This is a genomic window from Lysinibacillus sp. 38-6, assembly GCF_046245175.1.
Taxonomy (GTDB): domain Bacteria; phylum Bacillota; class Bacilli; order Bacillales_A; family Planococcaceae; genus Lysinibacillus.
In genome coordinates this window covers 580,404-603,830 of sequence record NZ_CP176417.1, presented here as the reverse complement: position 1 = coordinate 603,830, position 23,427 = coordinate 580,404, and the positions used below count along the sequence as shown (strand labels likewise).

Genomic DNA, 23,427 nt, shown 5'->3' with positions numbered 1-23,427 from the left:
CCTCCCTCTTTGCCACTACTGGCAATATGTGAGATAAGGACTATCACAATCCTTGACAAATTGACGAATTTCCTCGTCTGAACGGAGTTGAATAAGGGGCGCAATATAGTCAATACCTAGCTTTTGCCACGAAGAAGTTTTGACGATTGGCCCGTATGTCATGACATTTTGTAATAATGTCGTTGCTCTTGCTACATCCGCTAATGGTGCATCAATTTTTGTAATGACGCCAATTTGAATTTTAGGAATACCTAAGCTAAATTGCGGCGGAAAAACACTTCTTGACGAAGTAGCATCTTGCAAATAAATGACATGTGTTACTTCTAGCGATGTGGCCATAATATTTCTGTAATACATCGGATTTTCTATATATTCGCCAGGTGTATCCACAATCCAGTCATCAAAAACAAGTGCTTGCGTTTTATGGGCTTTTTTATCTTTGCCTAATAATGCATTCATCAGCGTCGACTTACCAGCTTGCACACCACCTATGATCATTACTCGATTTTTCATGTGGCACATCCTATGATTTCGTTATTTTAGAAGGTGTATAACCTAACTTTTCTGATAAAAAACGATTGATTTCCAACATTGCCATTTCGACTTCAGAGACACTGCCCACAATAACGAGACTGCCTGTAAAACGATCTAAAAATCCCAATTTTACATTGGCTGCCTTTGTCGCTAGATCCCCTGCAATAATGACCGTTTCGCTCGGTGTACAAGTCATAATGCCCAGCGCACCAGCTTCTTGAATGCCAAGCTTCTGAAACATATCGGGATCAGGATTGGCAATGAGATGACTTAATGTTAGTTGCTTACCTGGCACAAATTCCTGTATAAATCGTTTCTTTTCTTCCATCACATGGCTCACCACTTTCTATTAAGACTTTTGATCTGTTAAATATTCTCCCTCTTTAATAATGCCGGCCTTGCGATCTTCTAGCTCCAATTTCAAAGCAGTTGGTACAGATAGCTTATAAGCTAAAAGAATAGCAAGCACCCCTGCGAGTAACTTCCCTGCCATTACCGGTAAAATAATAGTTGGTTGGAAATTCGCAGTAAACGATAAATGATCGCCTAACAGGAATGCTGAGCAAACGCCAAAAGCAATGTTGATCACTTTATCTTTTGGTGGCATCTGACGAACTAGGGTAAACATCGCCAAAATATTAGCACTCGTTGCTAAAATCCCAGCACTTCCGACTGATGACAGACCTAATTTCTTCCCGGCTGTTTCAAGCGGTTTCGAAGCGTACTTTCGTATTAAGTACACCATTGGGAAAGCACCAGCTAACATAATACCGATATAGCCAGCTGTCTCCAATGCACGGAATTGATCGACGCTGTCTGCCATAATCGGGTCAAAGCCCCATGCCCCAAAAATCTTTGTAAATAGACCTGTAAAAATTTCGACAATAGAGAATACAAGCACTAGCTTAATCGCTGCATCCATCACCCGTCCAAAAATCATAAAGCCTTTAATCATGCCATTTGGAATGAGCTTTAGCCCTAACGCAATTAAAATAACGAAAATAAATAACGGTAATAAGTTAAGCAATATTTGTAAAACCGAAATAGCAAAAACATACGTTGGTGCATCGGTAGTACTAATCACTTCACGCACTTCCGTGTTAAACATCACAATCATAATCGACGAAATAAATGCACCAATTGGAATCGTTAATACGCCCGCCATAATACCTAATGCCATATACTTATGATCCCGCTTGTCTAACATTGCCAGACCCATCGGAATCGAAAATACAATGGTCGCACCTGACATAAAACCGACTACTAGCGCCATCACCCATCCTTCATATGATTCCTTCAAGGCATTTGCTAATTGATAGCCTCCCATATCCGACGCTAAAATGGTCGTTGCCGCTATGGCAGGATCAGCACCAATCAATTCAAAAATCGGACTAATAAATTCACTAATAAACCACGTTAAGTAAGGAATAGCTGCCATGATTCCCGCTGCCGGTACAAAAATATGCCCTACCGTATGGATACCATTCATAAATTCTTTCCCGATCCCATACTCCGCATCACGAATTGCTCCGATTGCACCTAAAACTGCACAAATCATAATAATATAAACGATAATCGTTCCTATCATTGCCATCTTACTTATCCCCCCTTTGATTTTGATAAATATATATAAAAAAAGACGCCATAAAGAAAAAATCTCTTTAAAGCGTCTTTGCTTCAACTATTTACTTGTAATGTATGAATAATGCGTTTTGCGATGGTTACCATTTCCTGCTGACTTTGCATGCTTTCATTGCGAATTTTTTTATAAGCCGCATCTTCACTTAGATTTTCCGATTGCATCAGTAAACCTTTTGCTCGTTCGATCACTTTTCGCTTGTCTAACTCACTTTGCTTATGCAATATTTCCCCGTTTAGACGGTTGAATTTATCAATTTGATGAAATGCCACTTCCAACGCTGGTAAGACATTTTTCTCTGAGAACGGTTTCATAACATAACCTAAAATATTATCTTGTTTCATGTACAATAACAATTCTTTTTCACTGTAAGCTGAGATAAAAAGCACTGGTATGCCGAGCTGTTGTTCAATAATTTTACTTGCTTTTAAGCCATCTAGCTTCGGCATTTTGATGTCCATTAAAATCAACTGTGGCTTATGTGAATAAGCTAGCTCAATCGCCGTTTCTCCATTATTTGCTTGAGCAACGACTTCATAGCCATTATCTTCGAGCATAAACTTCAAATCAATGGCAATAAGTGATTCATCTTCGACAATCATAACTTTCCTAGTCATTTAGGATAAATACCTCCTCACTTACAGGAAACTGAATTTGAGTATGTGTACCTTGTTCACTAGGGATAATGGTAAATGTGCCTGCTAAATCATATTCAACAAGTCTTGTAATAATCTCCATACCGAAAGATGCCTTCACCTCTTGCATGCCAACGCCGTTGTCGACAATATGAAGTGAAATAGAACTTGCATCTTGTAAAAATTGAATTTCGATTACACCTTCCTCGCGATCAATAAAAGCATATTTTAATGCATTTTGGATTAGCTCACAAATAATTAATGCAAGTGATACAGCCTTTTTAGCATGACAATATAACTGGATATCATCATTATGGAACACTAATTGAATGGATGGTGTATGGGTCGTCCCAACCATTTTATGTCCAATCTTTTTAGACAATGCGAACACATCCACTTTTTCTTCGGCATTATCCTCATTTTCTAAAATCAGCTCATAGACTGAGGAAATACTATATATTCGATTTAACGCTTCTTGAAAAGCACCTGCATTTGAAGCGGCTAAGTCATTGCGCATTTGCAAACGCAATAAACTCGTAACCGTTTGTAAATTATTTTTTACGCGATGGTGAATTTCTCGGATAGCAAATGTCTTCATCATTAGTTCATTTTCTTTCAGTTTTAATTCGGTCAGATCATGAATAATAAGTAGCGTCACTTTTTCATTTTGACTGCGAATAGGAATTTTTTTAACGATAAAAGATTTACGTTCTATCGTAATTTCTAAGAAAAAGACATCGTCGCCTTTATCATAGATTTCTTGTAAAAAAGGTAACATAATATTCAATGCAATATTGTCAAAATGCTCAAGACCTGAAAGTTCTGCAATAAATCGGTAACCTGCAGGGTTGCTATAAATCACTTTATTTTCATGATTTGTAAGAATAATGGACTCTACTAATAAATCAGAGACAACCGGTATCGGTTGCGTATTTGGTTCAACGATATGCTCAATTAATGCAAAAGGCATATTTTGAAATTCATCTTTCGGGGCACTTTGCATCTGAACCTTTTTTTCTTGAATCAACACAGCGATAACCTGTCCATCGTCATTAAAGACCGGGACAACATTTTGTTCAACGGTTATCCCTTCTTGTGTAACAGCTCTTGAAATAGATGATTTTTCTTTATGTTTAAAAGCTGCAAATACCGCTGGTTCAAAACTTTCAAAGACAAATTTGCCTATAACCGATTTTTCGTATAAACCAATTTCTTTTGTGGGGAATGCCTCTGCTACAACAATTGCATGTGGTAAATTTTCCAGCAAGCAATCTATGAACATATAGCAATCTGTCAACTTAGCATAATAAGGTAGTGTAGTTTCTAGTTCTACTAACTTCTCAATGTCACTCTCTGATAAGCTTGTATATTTACTACACAGTGATTGAATGCTCGACAGGTCCACCCCCTATCATAGAATACTCAGCAATGCTCGTGACTATTCCTTAAATTTCTTGTCATCATTATAAACCTTTTGCAAAATTATTTTCAAGAAGAAAAATCATTGCATTACAAAGAACTATAAAGTTTAAAAGAGAAATATTCAACACTTTTTTCGACATTATTTGATAATTATTATACTTATATACCAAAAAGCGAGTTTACCTTGTAAAGGCAAACTCGCTTTTTTCTACTTTATTTCTGGTGTCACTGCTAAAATATTTTCAAATGTTTCACGTTGTTTCGCTTCTTCTTCATTTAACAAAATATGAATATCACCATGATCGTTTGATGTGCGAATTAATCGGCCCATACCTTGTTGTAGACGCAATTGCATAAATGGTAATTCTACTTCTTCATACGGATTTTCAGCAAATGTCCGTTTTGCATCAAATAATGGATCATGTGGAGGGAACGGTAAATCATAAATGATGACACGAGTCAGTGCTTCCTCCGGTAAATCTAACCCTTCCCATAAATGATAGGAGCATAACGTTTTAATTGTCCCTTCTTGGAAATCACGGACGATGGCTGATAGTTCACGATCACCCTCAAACGCCACATGCATCCGTTCCATAAGCGGCAATTCTGCTTTAAAGTTTAACATCGCTTGTTTTGATTTAAACAATATTAATGTTTTTTCACCGTCGCGCAACAGTTGTTGGACACGGGCTGTTTTGCTATTTTGAGATAACTCATGCAAGTAAATTCTCATCACCGCTTCATAATCAAATGGTGAAGGTACTGAGAATGATTGGTAATGATGAATACCCAAACTATAAGCAATATAAGAGAAATCTTTATTAACAGATAATGTTGCAGAAGAGAATACAATCGGAAGCTTTTTCGAAAATAATTTTTCTTCTAACACTTCTGTAATAAGGCGCGGCATAATAACAAGCGTTTCCTCACCATCTGTTTCTTCTAGCCAATCGACTGCGTCGCCTTGTGCTGTAAAAATGCGCAGTGAAGCTTGATATTGCTCCAAATATTCTTCTGCCATATTTAACTCATACTCTGGAATCATATACATTTCTGATTCAAAGACGAATTCTTCAAGCAGTATTTCTACATCTGTAATCAGTTGTTTACCATATTTTAAAAGTGTTGCTGATTTATTGATCCGTTTACGTTCTTCTTCAGAAGCGACAATATCATCACGTAGCTGATCAAAAAATAGTTCGTGATCGTCTTGCAACTTTTCCATTGCATACAATGTGCGTTCACGTACACCGTCTACCATTAATCGTTCTAACAGCGGAACGATTGTTCTAGCTTGCACTTTGTACGTCATGGCTTTCTGTGCCGCGTATTCTAATAAATGGCCTTCATCTAGCACCATCATTGATACTTCTGGTAGTAACGCTAATTGTCCTTCACGTTCACGTGATTCTTTCGTTGCTAAATGCTCCATTAAAAAGTCTTGCGAGCAAATAATTAAGTCTGTTGATTTACGGTAATGTGCACGATGTAACGTTTGCCCACAACGATTACGCAGGTCGCATACTGAACATTGCATAATGGCATTATAATTGACTTTGTTCCAGTCTTCATCGCTCACTGTTGGATAATCACTGCGGTCTCCGTACGGTTGCACTGCTATCATCGAGCCTTGTGCATAGACGCCGTCTGGAATTGAAAAAGCAATATCATCAATCCACTCATCCGTTTCGACTTTTTCGGCCTCCTCGAAACGCTTTAAGCATAAGTATTGATCGCGTGATTTCGCTAAACGTACATCAATTTCTAAACCGAGTGTTTTTTGTAATTTATAAATATCGCCGCCCTCTTTTACGAGCTGATCGATTAATGTCTCATCTGCACAGGCAATGAGCGCTGGCTTCCCTGTATAGCGTGCATAAGATACAGCAGGTAGTAAATAGGCAATTGTTTTTCCTGTTCCTACTCCCGCTTCTGCAAATAATACATTTTTCTCTTTTAATGCCTGTTCAATTTGATAAGCCATGAAAATTTGCTCATCACGGCACTCAAATCCTTTCTCCGGTAATTCATCGTAAAGGACGTCACCCATCCAGTCACCTAATGACTCGAAAAATGAGCGATCCTTCGTTAATGCAAATGGTAAAGATTTACGCAATTGACGTTCCCCCTCTTACAATCTGTTCCTATTATACGCGACGAAACGGAAGATAAGAAAAAATCTCATCTCCCGTTGCGCTCGTTAGTCTCGTTTAGACTTTTGTCCCCAGTATTGATAATAATTCGTTTCAATAAATCCATTGAATAACTTACGTTTTTTCGTCGCTTGACGACCGTATAATTCTTCAAAGTTTTTCATGGAAGACAGCATGTATACTGACCAAGTTGGGTAGTTTTTCATGACTTGTCCTAAATCACGAATCACCTGCTCCACAACTTCAACATCACCAATACGCTCTCCGTATGGTGGGTTACCAATCATCACGCCATCTGTAAGCAGTGTTGTAAAATCACGAGCTTGCATTTGTTTAAACGTAATGATGTCACCAAAACCTGCTTCAAGGGCATTTTCTTGCGCAATACTTACCATGCGGTGGTCAATGTCTGAACCAATAATTTCAAGTGGTTGGTCATAATTAGCGATGCTATCTGCCTCATCTCGCACAGCATCCCAAATGTTTGCTTTCATCCATGGCCAACTTTCTGAAATAAATTCTCGGTTATAGCCTGGTGCAATATTTTGACCATACATCGCTGCTTCTAAGGCAATCGTACCCGAACCACAGAATGGGTCTACAAATGGACGATTTGGATTCCATTTAGATATTTGAACGAGCGCAGCGGCTAACGTTTCTTTTAATGGTGCTTCCCCTTGCGCTTGTCGGTAGCCACGCTTATGTAAGCCAGCGCCAGAAGTATCAATGGTAAGTGTAGCCACATCTTTTAAAATTGAAACTTCAATTTTGTATGTTGCACCCGATTCATCTAAAAAGCCAAGTCGTTTGTAATGCTGCTTCAAACGCTCTACAATTGCTTTTTTCGTAATCGCTTGGCAATCTGGTACACTAAATAATTTGGATTTCACTGATTTTCCCGATACAGGGAAGGATGCATCTACTGGTAAATATTTTTCCCAAGGTAGTGCCTTAACGCTTTCAAACAATTGCTCGAAAGTCTTTGCAGGGAATTGTCCTACAACAATTTTCACTCGATCTGCTACACGTAGCCATAAGTTTGCACGTGCGATGGCCGTTTCATCACCTTCAAAATAAACTTTGCCATTGTCGACTGTCGTGTCGTAGCCAAGTGCTTTTACTTCTTGTGCTACAATCGATTCTAAGCCCATTGCAGCTGTTGCTACTAATTTATAGTTTGCCATACTTTATTTCCTTCCTTGATGTTCAATTTCCCAATACTCCATATACTCCAGCAATTCGGGAAGTGGTAATGGTTTGCTGTAATAATAGCCTTGGATAATATCACAGTTCATTTTCCGTAGTATATCCACTTGTTGCGCTTGTTCTACACCTTCTGCCACAACTTTCATTTTCAAGCGATGCGACATTTGAATAATCGCATCCACAACTGCTTGTTTTTCATCGAGCGAAGTAATATGTTGAATGAAGCTGCGGTCGATTTTTAAACAATCGAGCGGGAATCGAACTAAATAGCTTAAAGATGAATAGCCCGTTCCAAAATCATCAATCGAGATTTTAAAACCGAGTTGCTTTAGTCGGACCAGTTTGCTGACCGTTTCCGCTGCACTATTCATCACTGTACGCTCTGTCACTTCTATTTCAAAATTGTTTGCTGACGTATTATAGCGTTCTAATATTGCTTGAATCGATTCTAAAAAGTTTTGCTGTTTAAAGTGAATGCTTGAAATATTAATCGCAATCGGTATTTTACGACCAAATTGTTGTAATTTGATAACTGCTTCACAAGCTTTTTCAAGTATGACTTCACTTAAAGGAATTATAAGACCTGTTTCCTCCGCATACGGAATAAATTCTGCTGGAGAAACAAATCCGAGTCGCTCATTATGCCAACGAACAAGTGCCTCTAGTCCTTGTATATGTTCATTTTCCACCGTAATTTTCGGCTGGAAATGTAGCTCAAATTCGCGATTTTCTATAGCTCTGCGTAACTCTGAGTCCAGCAATAGGACACGTTGAGAGTCCGTTTGCAATTCATCAAAATAAAAGGAATAGCCATTCAGACCATTCTTTTTAGAATATGTCATTGCTTTATCTGAACACGTAATGAGTTGCTCAGAAGTTACCCCATCAACAGGATACATGCTAATACCAATGCTCGTAGAAATAAAGATATCTTGTCCATTTATATTCATCGGTTGTTCAATAATGCCAATAATTTGTTCTGCAAATTTCGCTGCTTCTCGAACATTTTTTACATTCGTTAATGTAACGATAAATTCATCTCCACCGTACCTTGCAATGATATCTTTGTTTTTTAGCAATGTTTGGATACGTTTTGCTGCTTCTTTAAGGATCGTATCTCCAACTGCATGGCCTAACGTATCATTTATTTGTTTAAATCTGTCTAAATCAAGGAAATAGACTGCATGTTGTATTGAATGAGAAATAGTAGAAGACGATTCTAGTAAGCTATCCATTCTCTCAATATAGGCAAATCGATTCGATACATCTGTTAAGGAATCAGTTAACAAACGTTTTTCTAGTTCATTTTCTACTATTTTTCTTTCAGATAAATCTGTGAAAATACCACAGTAGTTTGTGATTTCTCCTATATCATTGGTAATGCTAACAATTGTTAACCATTCAGGATACACATCTCCTGTTTTACGACGATTCCAAATTTCTCCTTGCCAAATTCCTTCTTGTCGTATCTTTTCCCACATTGTCAAATAGAAAGATAACTCATGTACACCTGACTGCAACACCGCGGGCGTTTTTCCCATCACTTCATCGCCTTTGTAGCCTGTAACGAATTCAAATGCTGGATTCACCATCTCTATTTTTTTATGTTTATCCGTAATCATAATGCCTTCAGATACATTTTCAAAAATTTTCTTCAGTAAGGAAGTGGGGTATTTAGAAATCGAATTAATCTTCTCCAGATTATTAATTACTTCGCCCATGTTTCCGCTCCATCCTATCTATCGATACTACCCTTATTTTTTTGAAAAGCGCGTTCCTACACTTTTAAGTAGGTATGTATGTCCGTCTATAACGATTACTGTGATGTTATGACTTCGAAGCGTACCGACAGAGGCATGACCAACATGGTGTTAGTCTACCCTCAGGCGTATATCACGCATGACTAGACATCATTAAGTAACAGATATTATTTTAATTAGTTCAAAAGAAAAGCTCTCCACCGAATTGGAGAGCGCTTGTTGTTTCGTAAATAAGCATCAAAAAATTCAATAAGCCATGTTTTGTTCCCGAGTACTCAAACAGCTTGCGCCTCGTACGACCGGGTAGTAATCATCTATCTACAGAGCGAACTCTGTCCCTCTATCCGTTCAATTCCTTCAAGAGAGTGCCCCTACCATAATTTGGGTTTCTCACTCGTGGGGTTTACCTCGTTCCACCTTGTATGTTTCCAAACAAGCTTCGTCACTGTGGCACTTTCAGGAAGTGTCAACCATATCATATAGACTTAGGTCTTCCTTCCGCCGTCAGCTTTAAGCTGCCTTACCTTATTTTTTCAGTAAGCACGAACACTACGGCCATCGCAGAACCGTGTGAGCATGGACTTTCCTCTACGACGTCTAGCGTCGCAGCGATTACTCGAATTTCATGATGATACGAAGATTATACTAGAGTTTTATGATAAATACAATGTAAATGATAAAAATTATTCGTAAAGTTTACTACCAAATACATGTTTTTCTAAATTTGAAAGTCGTTTTAGAATATCAAAGTTGGTTGTACCAGCTGCTGATACTGCTGGTTGTGGTTGTCTCTTTGGTGTGTTTTCTAATTCTTCTTTTAACTGTCTATTCTCTTCTTTTAATTGTGCAACTACCTTTTCAAACGATTCATAATCTTGAATAATTTCGTCAAGAAAAGAATCAACCTCTTCTACATTGTAGCCTTTAAAATTTTTCTTAAATTCTTTTTCAAGAATCATTTTTGAAGTTAATTTAATGTCCATTCACATCGCCCTTCCTCGCACTACATACACGAATTCATTATAGCATATTTCATAACATTATATCGTCTGAAAACATCAAATGTAAGGCTAAACTTGTCGTTTCTTGCGCTTCCCCGGGAAATTATTGCTTATTTCCTAATCTGTGCAACCTCTTTTCCCAAGAAATTGCCCATTTTTGTTTTTGTTCCATTCGCCATTCCTCAGTCGAATTAATCAGTTGTATACCTTCTAATGTATAGAAAAGTGCCTGTTTTATATCTTTAAGTTGATGCTCATAGATTATGGCTAGTTGTTCTAATGCCTGCAACTTTTTTCGTGGCTCTATAAAATGAAGTGATGCGACAAAGGCATCGATTGCTTCACTATATTGCTTATTTTTTTTAAGTTGGAGTGCTAAGTAAAATTGTGCATTGCCCGCTTGCCGTGCATCAAATTGTGTTGTTACCTTTTCTAAAACGTTGACACTTTGTGGGCTCTTTTTTAGATCAGCATACCATTTCCCAATATTCGTATACGTATGGGCTGATTCATCGCTCGCCTCTTCAAATAATAAGTTTGTAGAATGCACATATAACGTAATGAGCGACAGCAAATCCCATTCGTTGTGATCGAGCACTTTCAGCAAGGCATCAGGCACACCGCTTTTCACAGCATCTAAATAAATGATTGGCGCTAAATAGCCCGGTATATCGCCGATGCGCGAAAAGCCAAGCTTCTCTTCTTCGACCGATTTTAATTTCATGCGCTCCATATCATTTTTCCATAAACGCTTCGAGCTATGCAGTAAATCAATTTGGCGCTGTGTACGTAATTTTGGTAAAACTTTTTGATTAAGTGTCCAACGAGTTTCCAGTTGCGGCCAGTCAAAACTTTTGCCATTATACGTTATAATTGTCGCCGTTTTTTGCCAAAGCTTTGATTCAAATAGCAACGCTGCCTCATGCGCTGGATCAGCTAGAACATATTGTGTTAATACAAATTCGTTGTCTGTCAATTCTAAAAAGCCTAACAGGAAAATTTGCGTCCCGACACCTTTTAATCCAGTTGTCTCTGTATCAAAAAACAGCACTTTTTCATCTTTCGCTAATGCATAGGGATGATCAAAATCAGCATTTTGCCATTTTGCTAATGCGTCAAAAAATGTCTGCAATCGATAATGACCGTGCTGATAATGCAAAGGATAATGCACTTGGCGTTTAAAAACGATACCAAAATCATTGTCGATTCGTGTCAGACCTGCCTTTTCCCATTGATCCGTATAATTTGGAGCAAGTGGTTTTTGAAAGGCTGGTTGCTCTTTTGCAACAGCTTTTGGTGTTTTTTTTCCTAGCATTTTTTTCATTTCTAGTATTTTATTTTCGTAAGACATCGACTTCACTCATTTTCTGCCTGTAAAATTTTTAATACTTATTGCACCAAATTGTGCTTTTTTAGGATATGTGCCTCGTAATTGTTTAGGGTGCGTTCCCTCGATGACATGATAGCGTCTAATGTGCACGACAAGTATAACGCAACCCTCAATCACATTTATAACTAAAAATGTGATATACGAGCTATTCGTATTTAAAAGTGTATTTTTCAAAACTTTCGCGATCAATAAAGAATCTAGAAATATCTTATTCTTTCTAAATAGTAAAGCACATCCTCTTCCTTTTGTAAAAAGAGAGGATGTGCTTTTATGTTATTACATCATTGCTCAAGACATAAAGGCGACAAATTGTGCCCGTGATACCAAATCATTGGAGTTAAAATAGGCGTCGTTCCCCAATGCAATACCTATAATTTTTATCAAGCCCTTTTGCTATCATTGATGATTTCCGTTTAGCAATTGAAAAAGCTTAACAACATTGCTTTTTGAATTAATAATTGACTCTTGTGCACCAATACAGGATGGACAACCTGATTTACAAGGACAATTTATAACATGTTGCTGGGACTTCATCACCAAGTCCTCCCATAAGTCATACACTTTTTCACTTAAACCAATGCCACCGGGATATTTATCATAAACGAAAAATGTTGGTTGTTCGTTATGTGTCGCCTTGACCTGTGGTACGACTGCTACATCACTACTATCACATTGAATAAACAATGGAATAAAGGCATTCATTGCGTATGCTGCCCCAGTCATCGCATCTGTCAGCTCCGCCTCCGTCCATTTTGATGGCGAAGAAAATGATAGCCATGATGAACTTGTATGCATTTCATCTGGCGGGAGATGAATCGGCCCAGAACCAATATTATCATGTGTGCCAAAACGGATTTTTTTAAAGATCGTCGCTTGTGCTACTAATCCTACATCTCCGAAACTAATTGTTCCACCTTGAAAGTGACGACTGCGATCTTCCTCAAGCACTTTCATTTCCACAGCTAAATTAGCATCTGTGTAATAATCAACATCGACTTCGCGCACAAATGCCTTTTTTTCTTCCCAATCAAGTTTTTCTACTTGAAATTGGATGCCCTGGTGCAAATAGATTGCTTCCTCATGTAGTAATGTCATCGCACTATGGCGATCCATTTCTCCAATTACTTTTGTTTGAGCGGGTACAGTCATGTCAATAATGACGACATTTTCTTGAGACGCTGAACGCAAGCTAATATCATGAGCAGGAAAACGATCACTCATCCAATGCCACTTATCACTCGTTTTGAAAACAACGCCTTCTTCTGCTAAATAGTCGAGCAAGTCCTGTATTTCATATTCGCCATACGTATCCGTTGTAGTAAAAGGCAACTCAAATGCCGCACATTTTAAATGGTCCATTAAAATCAACATATTCTCAGGATAAATGCGTGCTTCCTCAGGCTCGCTCCCTAGCAAAAATAGCGGATGATTGACGACATATTGATCCAGTGCAGTCGATTGTGCTACATAAATAATAAGTGCCTCATCTTGACGGCGGCCAGCACGACCCGCTTGCTGCCACGCACTCGCGATATTTCCTGGGTAACCTGTCATAATACATGCTTGTAGTTGCCCAATATCTACACCTAACTCTAGCGCATTGGTACTTACTACAGTTTGAATTGTGCCATCTCGAAGTCCCCGTTCAATTACCCGTCGTTCTGAAGGTAAATAGCCCCCCCGATAACCACGCACAGACTCATCTTGTAACTTATTGCGGGTCAGTTCCTTTATATAGGTAACAATCATTTCTACCCGCACTCGACTTTTCGCGAAAACAATCGTTTGAATACCAGCCGTATAAAGTCTTTTTGCCAAATCACTAACTTCTAAAACGGCACTGCGACGAACGCCAAACGTTTTATGGACAATTGGTGGATTGTAAAAAATAAATGTTTTTTTGCCAACCGGAGCCCCTGAATCGGCAATTAAAGCTTGTGAATCATTCGTTAAATTTTCCGCCAGTTCTTTCGGATTTTTAATTGTGGCAGACGTACATATAAAAACAGGTTTACTGCCATAAAATTCACAAATTCGTTTTAGTCTGCGAATAACGTGCGCAACATGTGAACCAAACACACCCTTGTATGTATGCAATTCATCAATGACGATATACTGCAAATTTTCAAAGAGTGACACCCATTTCGTATGATGTGGTAAAATTCCTGAGTGCAACATATCAGGGTTCGTCATGACGATATGGCCAGCTTTCCGAACCTTTTGACGTATTCCAGGCGCTGTATCACCATCATACGTATAGCTTAATATTTCTTCGCCGCTTTGTTCAATCAGTTCATTCAAATCATTTTTCTGATCTTGCGCTAACGCTTTTGTCGGAAATAAATAAATGGCACGTGCATTGCGATCTTCTAAAATTTTCTGTAATACGGGTAAATGATAACAATATGATTTTCCCGATGCAGTCGGTGTGACAGCTGTAAATGATTGACCACTAGTCGCCAAATCATAGGCTTCTCGCTGATGGGTATATAATTGCTTGATGCCCCTTGCATGTAATGCTTTCACGAGCGAAGGATGTAAATTTGACGGAAAAGGTGCAAGTTTAGCATCTCTCCCTTCTAACGTGTGCCAATGCATAATGCGCTCTTTTAATTCCTCATCGTAGCGCCATTCATTTAATAGGGCACTAATCGTCCGTTTTTTCGATAACATCCGTCTGCGCCTCCTTCACTAAGCGATAAAAATTATTTAACGTAAAGGAAGTAGAATGTGTGGCATCTAAAAAACGCTTTTTGCTCGTTTCTTTATAAAATGATTGCACAACAAATTGCTCCATCGATTCAACCGCTGAAGCAATTTGTCCTGTATGCATATATTTCGGTTTATTTTGTTGAATCCAATTATTCGCTTCTTGTTGCCACTCTTTTAATAGTTGGTGGATTGCATCTGCATGCGGTTTGACCTCTGCAAAAAAGTCTGGCGCCCGATCCTCCTCACGCATTTGCCAAAAGCGTGCAACACATTTTTCACATTCATCTATTAATATGGAAGTTTGCTGTATTAGTAACAATTTCCGCACCTCATCTCGTATCAATTGTACCTTAAACATAATTGTCGCTTGTATTCGTATTTTACAACAAGTTAACAATGGATTAGAAAAGAAAAAGTGCTTGCTTTAAGATGGTGTGCCGCGCTGTTATATCCAGCGATATTTTACATCCCACATACTTGAAAGCATCTCTTTATAATTCCTAACACCTGCTAAAGGTTTTAAATGATTGCATCCATTGAATCATTTTTATTGGTATGAGATTAGTGTACCAAAGTCTATCATTTTTCACTACTAATAGGCGAACAAGCATTCTTTACTTGCCAGTTCTTTTCTGCTAAGCTTACTTTCTGGCTAACAGATTTGAGCTGCATAAAAAATTGCAGGCTATGTGCATTGTTTTCCAATGACACCCTTGTAATAAGTAATTGATTGACTAGATCCAACTGTGCAACTAATTGTCCTAATTTATTCAATACAACGCCCCCTTTTATCTTTACTTATGTATTCCTCGCATGTATAAAATAACCTTCATGCGTGACAAAATAAGCGTAAGTTAGCTGAAAGAAGAAGTATTTCGATAAATTTATAAAATTGCTTACAATAAGGACGATAAATGAAAGCGTTGAAAAATGCGATTTCTCAATGGTTTTACCAAAAACAGTTCCATATAGTTTAGCAATTTATTGACGAATGCCGTTGTATAATTGGCGAATTTTCTACTTTGAACAGCGAATCATGCCAATCTACTAACAATAGGAAACGTAGTGAAAGCGCAACGTGATGACTGTGATGAAGTTATACAAAAATCATGGTAAACTATTGTGTATAATAGCAGTATTATAGAGGGTGAGCTAAATTGACAATTCGTTATCCAAATGGGAAAGTTTATACCCCTGCTCCAGCACTTCAAAAAGCGCAAAGTAAGGGGAATAAAAAAGATTTTTCCTATAGTAATCGCGGGAAGACGCTAGAAGATGAAATTAATGAAGCAAACGACTATTATGTAAAAAGGCAACTTGCTATTATTCATAAGAAACCTGTTCCCGTACAAATCGTCAAAGTAGAGTATCCTTCACGAAGTGCTGCGGTCATTCGTGAGGCGTATTTCCGAACGCCCTCTACAACTGACTATAATGGCGTTTGGAATGGATATTATATTGACTTTGATGCTAAGGAAACTGCATCGAAGACGAGCTTTCCATTAAAAAATATACACGCACATCAAATGACACATATGCAGCAAGTAAAGGATCACAATGGTGTGGCATTTATTATCGTTCGTTTTTCAGCTTTTGAACGGTATTTTATAGTGCCATACGAAGTTTTACAAAAGGCCTGGCAAGCAATGGACAGTGGTGGACGTAAATCGATTCCCTTTTCTACCATTGAAAAGGAAGCTTTTGAAATTCCAACAAGCTATTATCCGCGCATCGATTATTTACCTGTTCTCCAACAGTTCATTGAAGCAACAAGTCATGGCTCTGAAAGTGAGGAGATTAAAAAATGAGTGAACGTCGTCAAACACGCGGAGAGCATCAAAAGGCTCTCGCTCAAAAAAATAAAAAGAAAGCGCCGAAAGCATCGAAATCTTCGGCCAAAACTTGGTTGAAGCGCATTGTCCTAACAATACTTCTAATTGGTATTGTCGGCTTGGTCGGCGGGGCTGGCGTATTTGCTTATTATGCTAGCACAGCACCTGAGCTAAATGAAGATTTATTAAAGGACCCTGTTTCATCTGAGTTTTATGATAAAAACGGTGATCTTTTCGCCACAGTCGGTGCTGAAAATCGAAAATATGTAAAATACGAAGATATTCCTGAAGATATGGTAAACGCCATTTTAGCAACAGAAGACGTTCGCTTTTTTAAACACCATGGTATGGATTTTTACCGTCTTGGTGGTGCGATACTTGCCAACTTCCGTGATGGTTTCGGGGCACAAGGTGCTTCCACATTAACGCAGCAAGTTGTTAAAAACTCATTTTTACAAAATGAGAAAAAATTAAAGCGTAAAGCACAAGAAGCATGGCTTGCATTCCAGCTTGAACGTAAATATTCAAAAGAAGAAATATTTGAAATGTACTTTAATAAAATGTTGATGTCAGGCCGTATCTATGGCTTTGGAACAGCCGCTCAATATTTCTATGGCAAAGAATTAAAAGATTTAACATTGGATGAAGAAGCGCTGTTAGCAGGATTAGTACAACGTCCGAACGCTTACAACCCATTAAAAAACCCTGAACTGGCTGAAAAACGACGCAATACGGTTTTAGGTTTAATGTACCAGCATGAAAAAATTACAAAGGCTGAAATGGAAGAAGCGAAAAAAGTTGATATCCAAGCTGGTCTTGCAGACGATGCTACTCGCCAATCATTTGCTGGCTCTAAATACGATGCTTTCCTAGATATCGTTATTAATGAGCTTGAGGAGAATGGTGATGGCACTGCTATGGCAGAAGGCATTAAAGTTTACACAACACTTGATCCAAACGCGCAGCAAATTGTCGAAAACATCATGAACGATGATAGTAATTTCCCAACAGAAAAAATCGAGTCGGGCGTTGCTGTCGTTGATACAAAAACAGGTCAAATCCAAGCAGTTGGCGGTGGACGAAATTACGGCAACCGACTCTTTAACTATGCGGATGACTTAACAATGAACCATCCAGGCTCAACAATGAAGCCATTACTTGATTACGGTCCTGCTATTGAATATTTAAAATGGTCAACAGGTCAAACACTCGTCGATGATCCAATGAAATATTCAGGAACAAATCAAACAATCACAAACTGGGATGGTAAATATTTTGGCGCTATGACAGCACGTAAAGCGTTATATGCTTCCCGAAACGTCCCAGCAGTTAAAACATTTAAAGAAGTTGGCGCCGATAAAGCGAAAGAGTTTATTGGTCGTTTAGGTATTGATACAGAGAATGTTGTCGAGTCAGATGCCATTGGTGGCGGTAACATTACAATGTCTCCTATTCAAATGGCAGCATCTTATGCGGCATTTGGTAATAACGGGGTTTATACAGACCCTTATGCTATTACAAAAATTGTTTATCGTGATGGCAAATCATCGAAAGATTATACACCAGAATCTACTGTTGCGATGGAAGATTATACGGCGTATATGGTAACAGACATGTTGCGTGATGTTGTCAGCAATAAACCAGATGCATCTGGTACAGCTGCCAATGTATCCGGCTTAGATATTGCTGGTAAAACTGGTACTACTAACTACTCAAACAAGGAGTTTGACAAATATAATTTACCAAGTACAAGTGTGCCAGACTCCTGGTTTGCTGGTTACACAACTAATTACTCCATCGCTATTTGGAGTGGTTACGAAAACCGTTCTGACCCTATTACAACATGGGATGAACGTCGTTTACCTCAACAGTTATTTAAAAAAATAATGCGTGACATTTCTGCGGATGTTGAAACAGAACGTTTCAAAAAACCAAGCTCGGTTGTAGAAGCTACGATTGAAGTAGGTTCAAGCCCACTTAAATTAGCAAGTGACTATACACCAAGTGAATTACGTCAAACAGAGCTATTTGTTCGTGGTACAGAACCGACAGAAGTTTCAACTGAGTATGAAGCGCCTGAGCTTGCTACACCTTACAATGTAAGTGCAAGTCTAGACTTAGCTGGTCAATCCATCAATATTAGCTGGGAACATGATGCAATTCTTGACCCAGAAACAGATGAACCAATGCCAACTACATTCGAAGTATCTGCTACACGAGAAGGTGGAGAAACGGTGGTACTTGGAACAACTGAAAGTAAAGGACTAACAGTTGGCAATACACTAGAAGAGGGCAATTATACGATTTCTGTCGTAGCCATTGTAGATGATACACGCAGTGAACCTGGAACAACAACCTTCCAGATAACGAGCATGACCGATGAGGATTTAGAAACAGATGATCCAGACGAACCGGATATTGAGCAACCATCAAAACCTGATCAAGGAAATAATGGTAATCAAAACGGGAACAACGGTAATCACAATGGAAACAACGGCAACAACGGGAATAATGGCAATAACGGGAACGGCAATAATGGAAATGGTGGAAACAACGGCAACAATAACGACAACCAACCACCTGTAACGCCAACCGATCCTGTAGTACCGAACGAAGATAATGATGATGGGGAATAACACATTATAGTTCCCCTAAATTGAAACAGGTGTAGAAAACGTAATGTTTTCTACACCTGTTTTTTCATTTGGAAGCATCATCTTTTGTAAAGAAAAAGATTGTCCGCTTATGAACAACCTTTTTGTGTTTTAATGTGTATGTGATTTTCACCAATGCATTTTCTACTTACGCTGTGTCTCTTTTAGCCTTTAGCTGCCTGTAAGCGTAAGCGTGCCGTTCGTTTTTTTGTTTCTTTAAATAACTCGTCTAATTGACGGTAACACGCATATTGCCCTGGTTTCGTTTTTATAAAGGCCATACGCTCATTTCCATTAAGCGGCATTACCTCTTCCCCCGCTTCACTTACTAAGCGCTCAAACAACATAATAGCCTGTTCCATCAGTCCTTTTGCTTCCCCGTTGCGCGCAGCATGGGCAGCATGTATTTGAGTTTCTAGCAGCGTCCATTCTGTAAACCATTCATCTATTTTTTCTTTTGCTATAGCATCAATATTCACGCGTTTGTCACCAGCCCTTTTTTTAAACGCTTTTGCCCTTCTCGGCAATCATCGAGTAACGGACATGTTTGGCAGCCCGGATTTTGTGCCTTACAATGATAGCGTCCAAAGAAAATTAACTGGTGATGCGTTTTCGACCACTTGTCCATCGGTGTTTTTTTCATAATTGTTTCTTCCACTTCAAGCACTGAATCCTTCCAACGACATAACCCTAATCGTTTTGATACACGTTCTACATGTGTATCGACCGCAAGCGCCGGTATATCAAAGGCTACTGATAATACAACATTCGCTGTTTTACGCCCTACGCCTGGCAACGTTACAAGTTCTTCACGACTTGCGGGAATTTGGCCATTATATTCAGTTAAAAGACGCTCACATAGAAGCTGAATATTTTTCGCCTTATTGCGATAAAGTCCGATCGAGCGAATATCTTGTTGAAGTTCCTCTAATGACACCGCTAAATAATCTTCTGGTTTTTTATATTTTTGAAACAACGTTTTCGTTACTTTATTGACTAATACATCTGTACATTGTGCGGATAATAACGTGGCGATTGTCAGCTCGAATGGGTTGTCATGCACAAGTTCACAATGCGCATTAGGAAACATGCGGTCCATTTCAGCTAGACAATGCTCCCACTGTTTTTTTGTTAACATTCCATACCCCCCTATTCTCTTTCTTCTAACCAGTTATAAAATGGTACTTTGTTTGTTGACTGTGTTTCTTGCTGTATCGTGCGTGCAGGCGGTCTGTTTAAGCTTTGCTTTTCACGGAACTGCTCCCCCTGCTTATGTGCCGCTTGTGGCGTCGTAATGTTTTTCTTTTTCCACTCCAACAATATCCGATCGATATAGCGAATGCTCAATTTCCCAGCAAACACAGCTTCTTTTAACGCTTCTTTTATAAGCGCAGGACTGTGCTTATCGTCATCTAGCCAAGAACCAATTTTTTCTAGCTCTAAAGGAGATAAAAGACGCCCCATTTCCTCTTCAAATAAACGGAATACTTCACCCTCTTCTTGACGAAGTAAAGCAGCTGAATTTTTTTGTGCTTTCATTTCTATACTTTGCAAAATACGCTCCCAAAGGGGGTATACCGAATATTTTTCGTACAGCTTGCCATTTGTATCGACATCACGTGTAATTTCAAGAAAGCCCTTTTGCATTAGACGCTGTAGGCGAGAAGTAATCTCATTGCTAGGCATCGTGAGACGATTCATCAAATCCGTTGGTGTAGGAAAATCATTTCCTTCCACATGAAAGGCAAGTAAATGCATCACTATTAGCGCCTCATCATCCTCAATATTTAACTCCTTATAAAACTGAAAAAAGAGCTGAGGAATTTGTATCGTTCTCTGCTCGGTCCATGTACGGAGTCGATTATTTTTTGAATTCATGTAGACATGACTCCTTTTTCTAGTAAGTAGAAAAGCCGCGTAGAAATTTCACTACGCGACTTTTAAATTGTTGATGTTTGTTGCTAACCGATTATGGGTATAAACGGTTTAATAAACGTGGGAATGGAATTGTTTCACGAATATGCTCCGTTCCAGAAATCCAAGCCACTGTACGTTCTAACCCTAATCCGAAGCCAGAATGTGGTACTGAACCTTGTTTACGAAGCTCTAAGTACCATGCGTAAGCATCTAATGATAAATTATGTTCCTCAAGACGAGATTTTAATAAATCATAGTCATGAATACGCTCTGAACCACCGATAATTTCACCATAGCCTTCTGGTGCAATTAAGTCAGCACATAGTACAACATCATCACGATCTGGATGTGGCTGCATGTAGAACGGTTTGATACCTGTTGGGTAGCATGTAATGAAGACTGGTTTGTCAAATGAGTTAGCAATTGCCGTTTCATGTGGCGCACCGAAGTCGTCTCCCCACTCAATGTCATTAAAACCTTGTTCGTGTAATAGTTTAATGGCATCGTCATATGAAATGCGTGGGAATGGCGCTTTAATATTTTGAAGCGTTGATGTATCACGACCAAGTCGCTCTAATTCTAGCGTACAGTTTGCCAACACAGACTGCACAATATGTTCAACATATTGTTCTTGTACTTCTAGGTTTTCTTCAAATTCTACAAACGCCATTTCCGGCTCAATCATCCAAAATTCGATTAAGTGACGACGTGTTTTTGATTTTTCAGCACGGAACGTCGGACCGAACGAGAATACTTTTCCTAATGCCATCGCAGCCGCTTCCATATAAAGCTGACCAGATTGAGATAGGTAGGCATCTTCTTCAAAGTATTTAGTATGGAATAGCTCTGAAGTCCCTTCAGGTGCTGATCCAGTTAAAATTGGTGGGTCCATTTTTGTAAAGCCATTATTGTTGAAAAATTCGTAAGTGGCACGAATAATTTCATTACGAATTTTCATCACCGCATGTTGTTTACGAGAACGTAACCATAAATGACGGTTATCCATTAGAAATTCAGGGCCATGCTCTTTTGGTGTAATTGGGAAATCAGTAGCTGCATGCAACACTTCAATTCCTGTTACAGCAAGTTCGCAGCCGAAGCTAGAGCGCTCATCTGCTTTTACTTCGCCAATGACATACATCGAAGTCTCTTGAGTCATACCTTTTGCAATCGCAAAAATTTCTTCGCCTACTTCTTCTTTCACTACTACGCCTTGCACAAAGCCAGAACCATCACGTAGTTGTAAGAAAGCAATTTTACCACTTGAACGTTTGTTAGCTAACCAAGCACCTAGCTTGACTGTTTCGCCGATATGCTGTGGCATATCTTGAATCATAATTTTTTTCATAGAAATCCTCCAAAGTTGGTTACAAGGATTAGTCTTGCCATTTTGATTTTACGAATGCATCAATACGACGGACTGCCTCTTCTAATAAGTCTAAAGATGTAGCATAAGATAATCGCATAGTAGTAGGTGCACCAAAGCCAGAGCCAGGAATTACTGCTACATTTGCTTCTGTTAAAATATCCGCTGCAAATGCATCTACCGAATCATAACCTGTATGAGCCATTGCTTCTGCTACATCCGGTAATAAATAAAATGCGCCTTGCGGTTTTAATACGTTGAAGCCAGGAATGGCACTAATTTGTGGATAGATTTTCTCAAGACGAGATTCAAATGCTTGGCGCATTTCTTCCACTGTGTCCTGCGGTCCATTATACGCTTCTACTGTTGCATATTGTGCAGTTGTTGTTGCGTTTGAAGTTGAATGTGAAGCAAGGTCAGTCATCGGTTTAATTATGTCTGCATCACCTGCCGCATATCCAATACGCCAGCCTGTCATAGAGTGAGATTTGGCTACACCATTTACTACGATTGTACGTGCTTTTATTGCGTCAGAAAGTTGCGCAATAGAAAAATGCTCAATACCATTGTATACAAGCTTCTCATAAATTTCATCTGACACGATTAAAATATCTTTTTCTTCTGCAACAGCAGCAAGTTCTGCTAGCTCTTCGCGAGAATAAATCATACCTGATGGATTGCTTGGTGAGTTAATGATGACCGCTTTTGTTTTGTCCGTCACGGCTGCACGTAATTGTTCAGCAGTAATTTTGTAGCCTTGTTCACGTGTTCCTTCAACATATACCGGCACACCGCCAGCTAATTTCACTTGCTCTGGATACGATACCCAATAAGGAATAGGGATGATTACTTCATCGCCTTCGTTCAAGATTACCTGGAATAAAGTATAAAGAATATGCTTCGCCCCAACACCTACGATAACCTCATTCGGTTTATATGTAAGATTGTTGTCACGTTGAAGTTTGTCGATGATTGCTTTCTTAAGCACTGGTAGACCGCCAGCTGGCGTATATTTAGTTAAACCTTTTTCCATTGATTCAATAGCCGCATTTAAAATATTGCGTGGTGTGTTGAAGTCTGGCTCACCAGCACCTAGACCAATGACATCAATGCCTTGCTCTTTTAATTCTTTTGCTTTTGCAGTAATTGCTAATGTTGAAGATGGTGTTAAAGTTTTCACTCGGTTTGCTAATAATTTTTTCATAC

20 protein-coding genes and 1 other RNA gene are annotated in these 23,427 nt (G+C 38.8%); 2 read left to right on the top strand and 19 right to left on the bottom strand.

Annotation, left to right across the window (positions count from 1 at the left end; all coding sequences use genetic code 11):
* Window positions 1–15: 15 nt before the first annotated feature.
* The 14 genes from ACKVEV_RS03135 to ACKVEV_RS03070 all read right to left on the bottom strand — a co-directional run bounded on the left by ACKVEV_RS03135 (window position 16) and on the right by ACKVEV_RS03070 (window position 15,226).
* Window positions 16–513 carry a EutP/PduV family microcompartment system protein gene (locus ACKVEV_RS03135; RefSeq protein WP_409368943.1) on the bottom strand — a complete coding sequence of 166 codons (498 nt, stop codon included), beginning with the start codon at window positions 511–513 and terminating at the stop codon, window positions 16–18.
* A 10-nt stretch (window positions 514–523) separates the two neighbouring features.
* Complete coding sequence (eutS, locus tag ACKVEV_RS03130) at window positions 524–865, bottom strand: ethanolamine utilization microcompartment protein EutS (protein WP_409368942.1); 342 nt, start codon at window positions 863–865, stop codon at window positions 524–526.
* 18 nt (window positions 866–883) lie between these two features.
* On the bottom strand, window positions 884–2,128 hold the full coding sequence (gene eutH, locus ACKVEV_RS03125; protein WP_409368941.1) for an ethanolamine utilization protein EutH: 1,245 nt from the start codon (window positions 2,126–2,128) through the stop codon (window positions 884–886).
* Between the two features lie 83 nt (window positions 2,129–2,211).
* On the bottom strand, window positions 2,212–2,790 hold the full coding sequence (locus tag ACKVEV_RS03120) for an ANTAR domain-containing response regulator (RefSeq protein ID WP_409368940.1): 579 nt from the start codon (window positions 2,788–2,790) through the stop codon (window positions 2,212–2,214).
* On the bottom strand, window positions 2,783–4,213 hold the full coding sequence (locus tag ACKVEV_RS03115; protein WP_409368939.1) for a sensor histidine kinase: 1,431 nt from the start codon (window positions 4,211–4,213) through the stop codon (window positions 2,783–2,785). Before ACKVEV_RS03115 ends, ACKVEV_RS03120 begins: the two co-directional genes overlap by 8 nt.
* 225 nt (window positions 4,214–4,438) lie before the next feature.
* Window positions 4,439–6,346, bottom strand: coding sequence for an ATP-dependent DNA helicase (locus ACKVEV_RS03110; RefSeq protein WP_409368938.1), 1,908 nt, complete (start codon window positions 6,344–6,346; stop codon window positions 4,439–4,441).
* Between the two features lie 84 nt (window positions 6,347–6,430).
* Complete coding sequence (locus tag ACKVEV_RS03105; RefSeq protein ID WP_409368937.1) at window positions 6,431–7,567, bottom strand: class I SAM-dependent RNA methyltransferase; 1,137 nt, start codon at window positions 7,565–7,567, stop codon at window positions 6,431–6,433.
* Between the two features lie 3 nt (window positions 7,568–7,570).
* Window positions 7,571–9,310, bottom strand: coding sequence for an EAL domain-containing protein (locus tag ACKVEV_RS03100; protein ID WP_409368935.1), 1,740 nt, complete (start codon window positions 9,308–9,310; stop codon window positions 7,571–7,573).
* Between the two features lie 284 nt (window positions 9,311–9,594).
* Window positions 9,595–9,973, bottom strand: an RNA gene (gene rnpB / locus ACKVEV_RS03095) — RNase P RNA component class B.
* Window positions 9,974–10,032: 59 nt separating this feature from the next.
* The gene (gene gpsB / locus ACKVEV_RS03090; protein ID WP_409368934.1) at window positions 10,033–10,332 is read right to left on the bottom strand and encodes a cell division regulator GpsB; all 300 of its coding nucleotides are present in this window, start codon (window positions 10,330–10,332) and stop codon (window positions 10,033–10,035) included.
* Window positions 10,333–10,453: 121 nt separating this feature from the next.
* Window positions 10,454–11,701 (bottom strand): ribonuclease H-like domain-containing protein, encoded by a 1,248-nt coding sequence (locus ACKVEV_RS03085; protein ID WP_409368933.1) that lies wholly within the window; start codon window positions 11,699–11,701, stop codon window positions 10,454–10,456.
* A gap of 435 nt (window positions 11,702–12,136) precedes the next feature.
* Window positions 12,137–14,413, bottom strand: coding sequence for a DEAD/DEAH box helicase (locus tag ACKVEV_RS03080; protein ID WP_409368932.1), 2,277 nt, complete (start codon window positions 14,411–14,413; stop codon window positions 12,137–12,139).
* On the bottom strand, window positions 14,388–14,771 hold the full coding sequence (locus ACKVEV_RS03075) for a YppE family protein (protein ID WP_409368930.1): 384 nt from the start codon (window positions 14,769–14,771) through the stop codon (window positions 14,388–14,390). Before ACKVEV_RS03075 ends, ACKVEV_RS03080 begins: the two co-directional genes overlap by 26 nt.
* Window positions 14,772–15,031: 260 nt before the next feature.
* Window positions 15,032–15,226 carry a hypothetical protein gene (locus tag ACKVEV_RS03070; protein WP_024363367.1) on the bottom strand — a complete coding sequence of 65 codons (195 nt, stop codon included), beginning with the start codon at window positions 15,224–15,226 and terminating at the stop codon, window positions 15,032–15,034.
* Window positions 15,227–15,609: 383 nt separating this feature from the next.
* On the opposite strand from ACKVEV_RS03070, the gene recU reads away from it, so the two are divergent.
* Window positions 15,610–16,260, top strand: a complete 651-nt coding sequence (gene recU, locus ACKVEV_RS03065) for a Holliday junction resolvase RecU (RefSeq protein WP_409368929.1) — start codon at window positions 15,610–15,612, stop codon at window positions 16,258–16,260.
* Entirely contained in the window at window positions 16,257–18,920 is a 2,664-nt protein-coding gene (locus ACKVEV_RS03060) for a PBP1A family penicillin-binding protein (protein WP_409368928.1), read from the top strand. The genes recU and ACKVEV_RS03060 overlap by 4 nt, the downstream gene beginning before the upstream one ends.
* 182 nt (window positions 18,921–19,102) lie before the next feature.
* Here ACKVEV_RS03060 and ACKVEV_RS03055 read toward each other — a convergent pair whose 3' ends face one another.
* The 5 genes from ACKVEV_RS03055 to ACKVEV_RS03035 all read right to left on the bottom strand — a co-directional run bounded on the left by ACKVEV_RS03055 (window position 19,103) and on the right by ACKVEV_RS03035 (window position 23,425).
* Window positions 19,103–19,417 carry a YpoC family protein gene (locus ACKVEV_RS03055; protein WP_409368927.1) on the bottom strand — a complete coding sequence of 105 codons (315 nt, stop codon included), beginning with the start codon at window positions 19,415–19,417 and terminating at the stop codon, window positions 19,103–19,105.
* Window positions 19,414–20,076 carry an endonuclease III gene (nth, locus tag ACKVEV_RS03050; protein ID WP_409368926.1) on the bottom strand — a complete coding sequence of 221 codons (663 nt, stop codon included), beginning with the start codon at window positions 20,074–20,076 and terminating at the stop codon, window positions 19,414–19,416. Before nth ends, ACKVEV_RS03055 begins: the two co-directional genes overlap by 4 nt.
* A gap of 11 nt (window positions 20,077–20,087) precedes the next feature.
* Window positions 20,088–20,816, bottom strand: a complete 729-nt coding sequence (locus ACKVEV_RS03045; protein WP_409368925.1) for a DnaD domain-containing protein — start codon at window positions 20,814–20,816, stop codon at window positions 20,088–20,090.
* A gap of 91 nt (window positions 20,817–20,907) precedes the next feature.
* Entirely contained in the window at window positions 20,908–22,203 is a 1,296-nt protein-coding gene (asnS, locus tag ACKVEV_RS03040; RefSeq protein ID WP_409368924.1) for an asparagine--tRNA ligase, read from the bottom strand.
* A 28-nt stretch (window positions 22,204–22,231) separates the two neighbouring features.
* Window positions 22,232–23,425: a pyridoxal phosphate-dependent aminotransferase gene (locus ACKVEV_RS03035; RefSeq protein WP_409368923.1), complete on the bottom strand. Its 1,194-nt coding sequence runs from the start codon at window positions 23,423–23,425 to the stop codon at window positions 22,232–22,234.
* Window positions 23,426–23,427 lie beyond the last annotated feature (2 nt).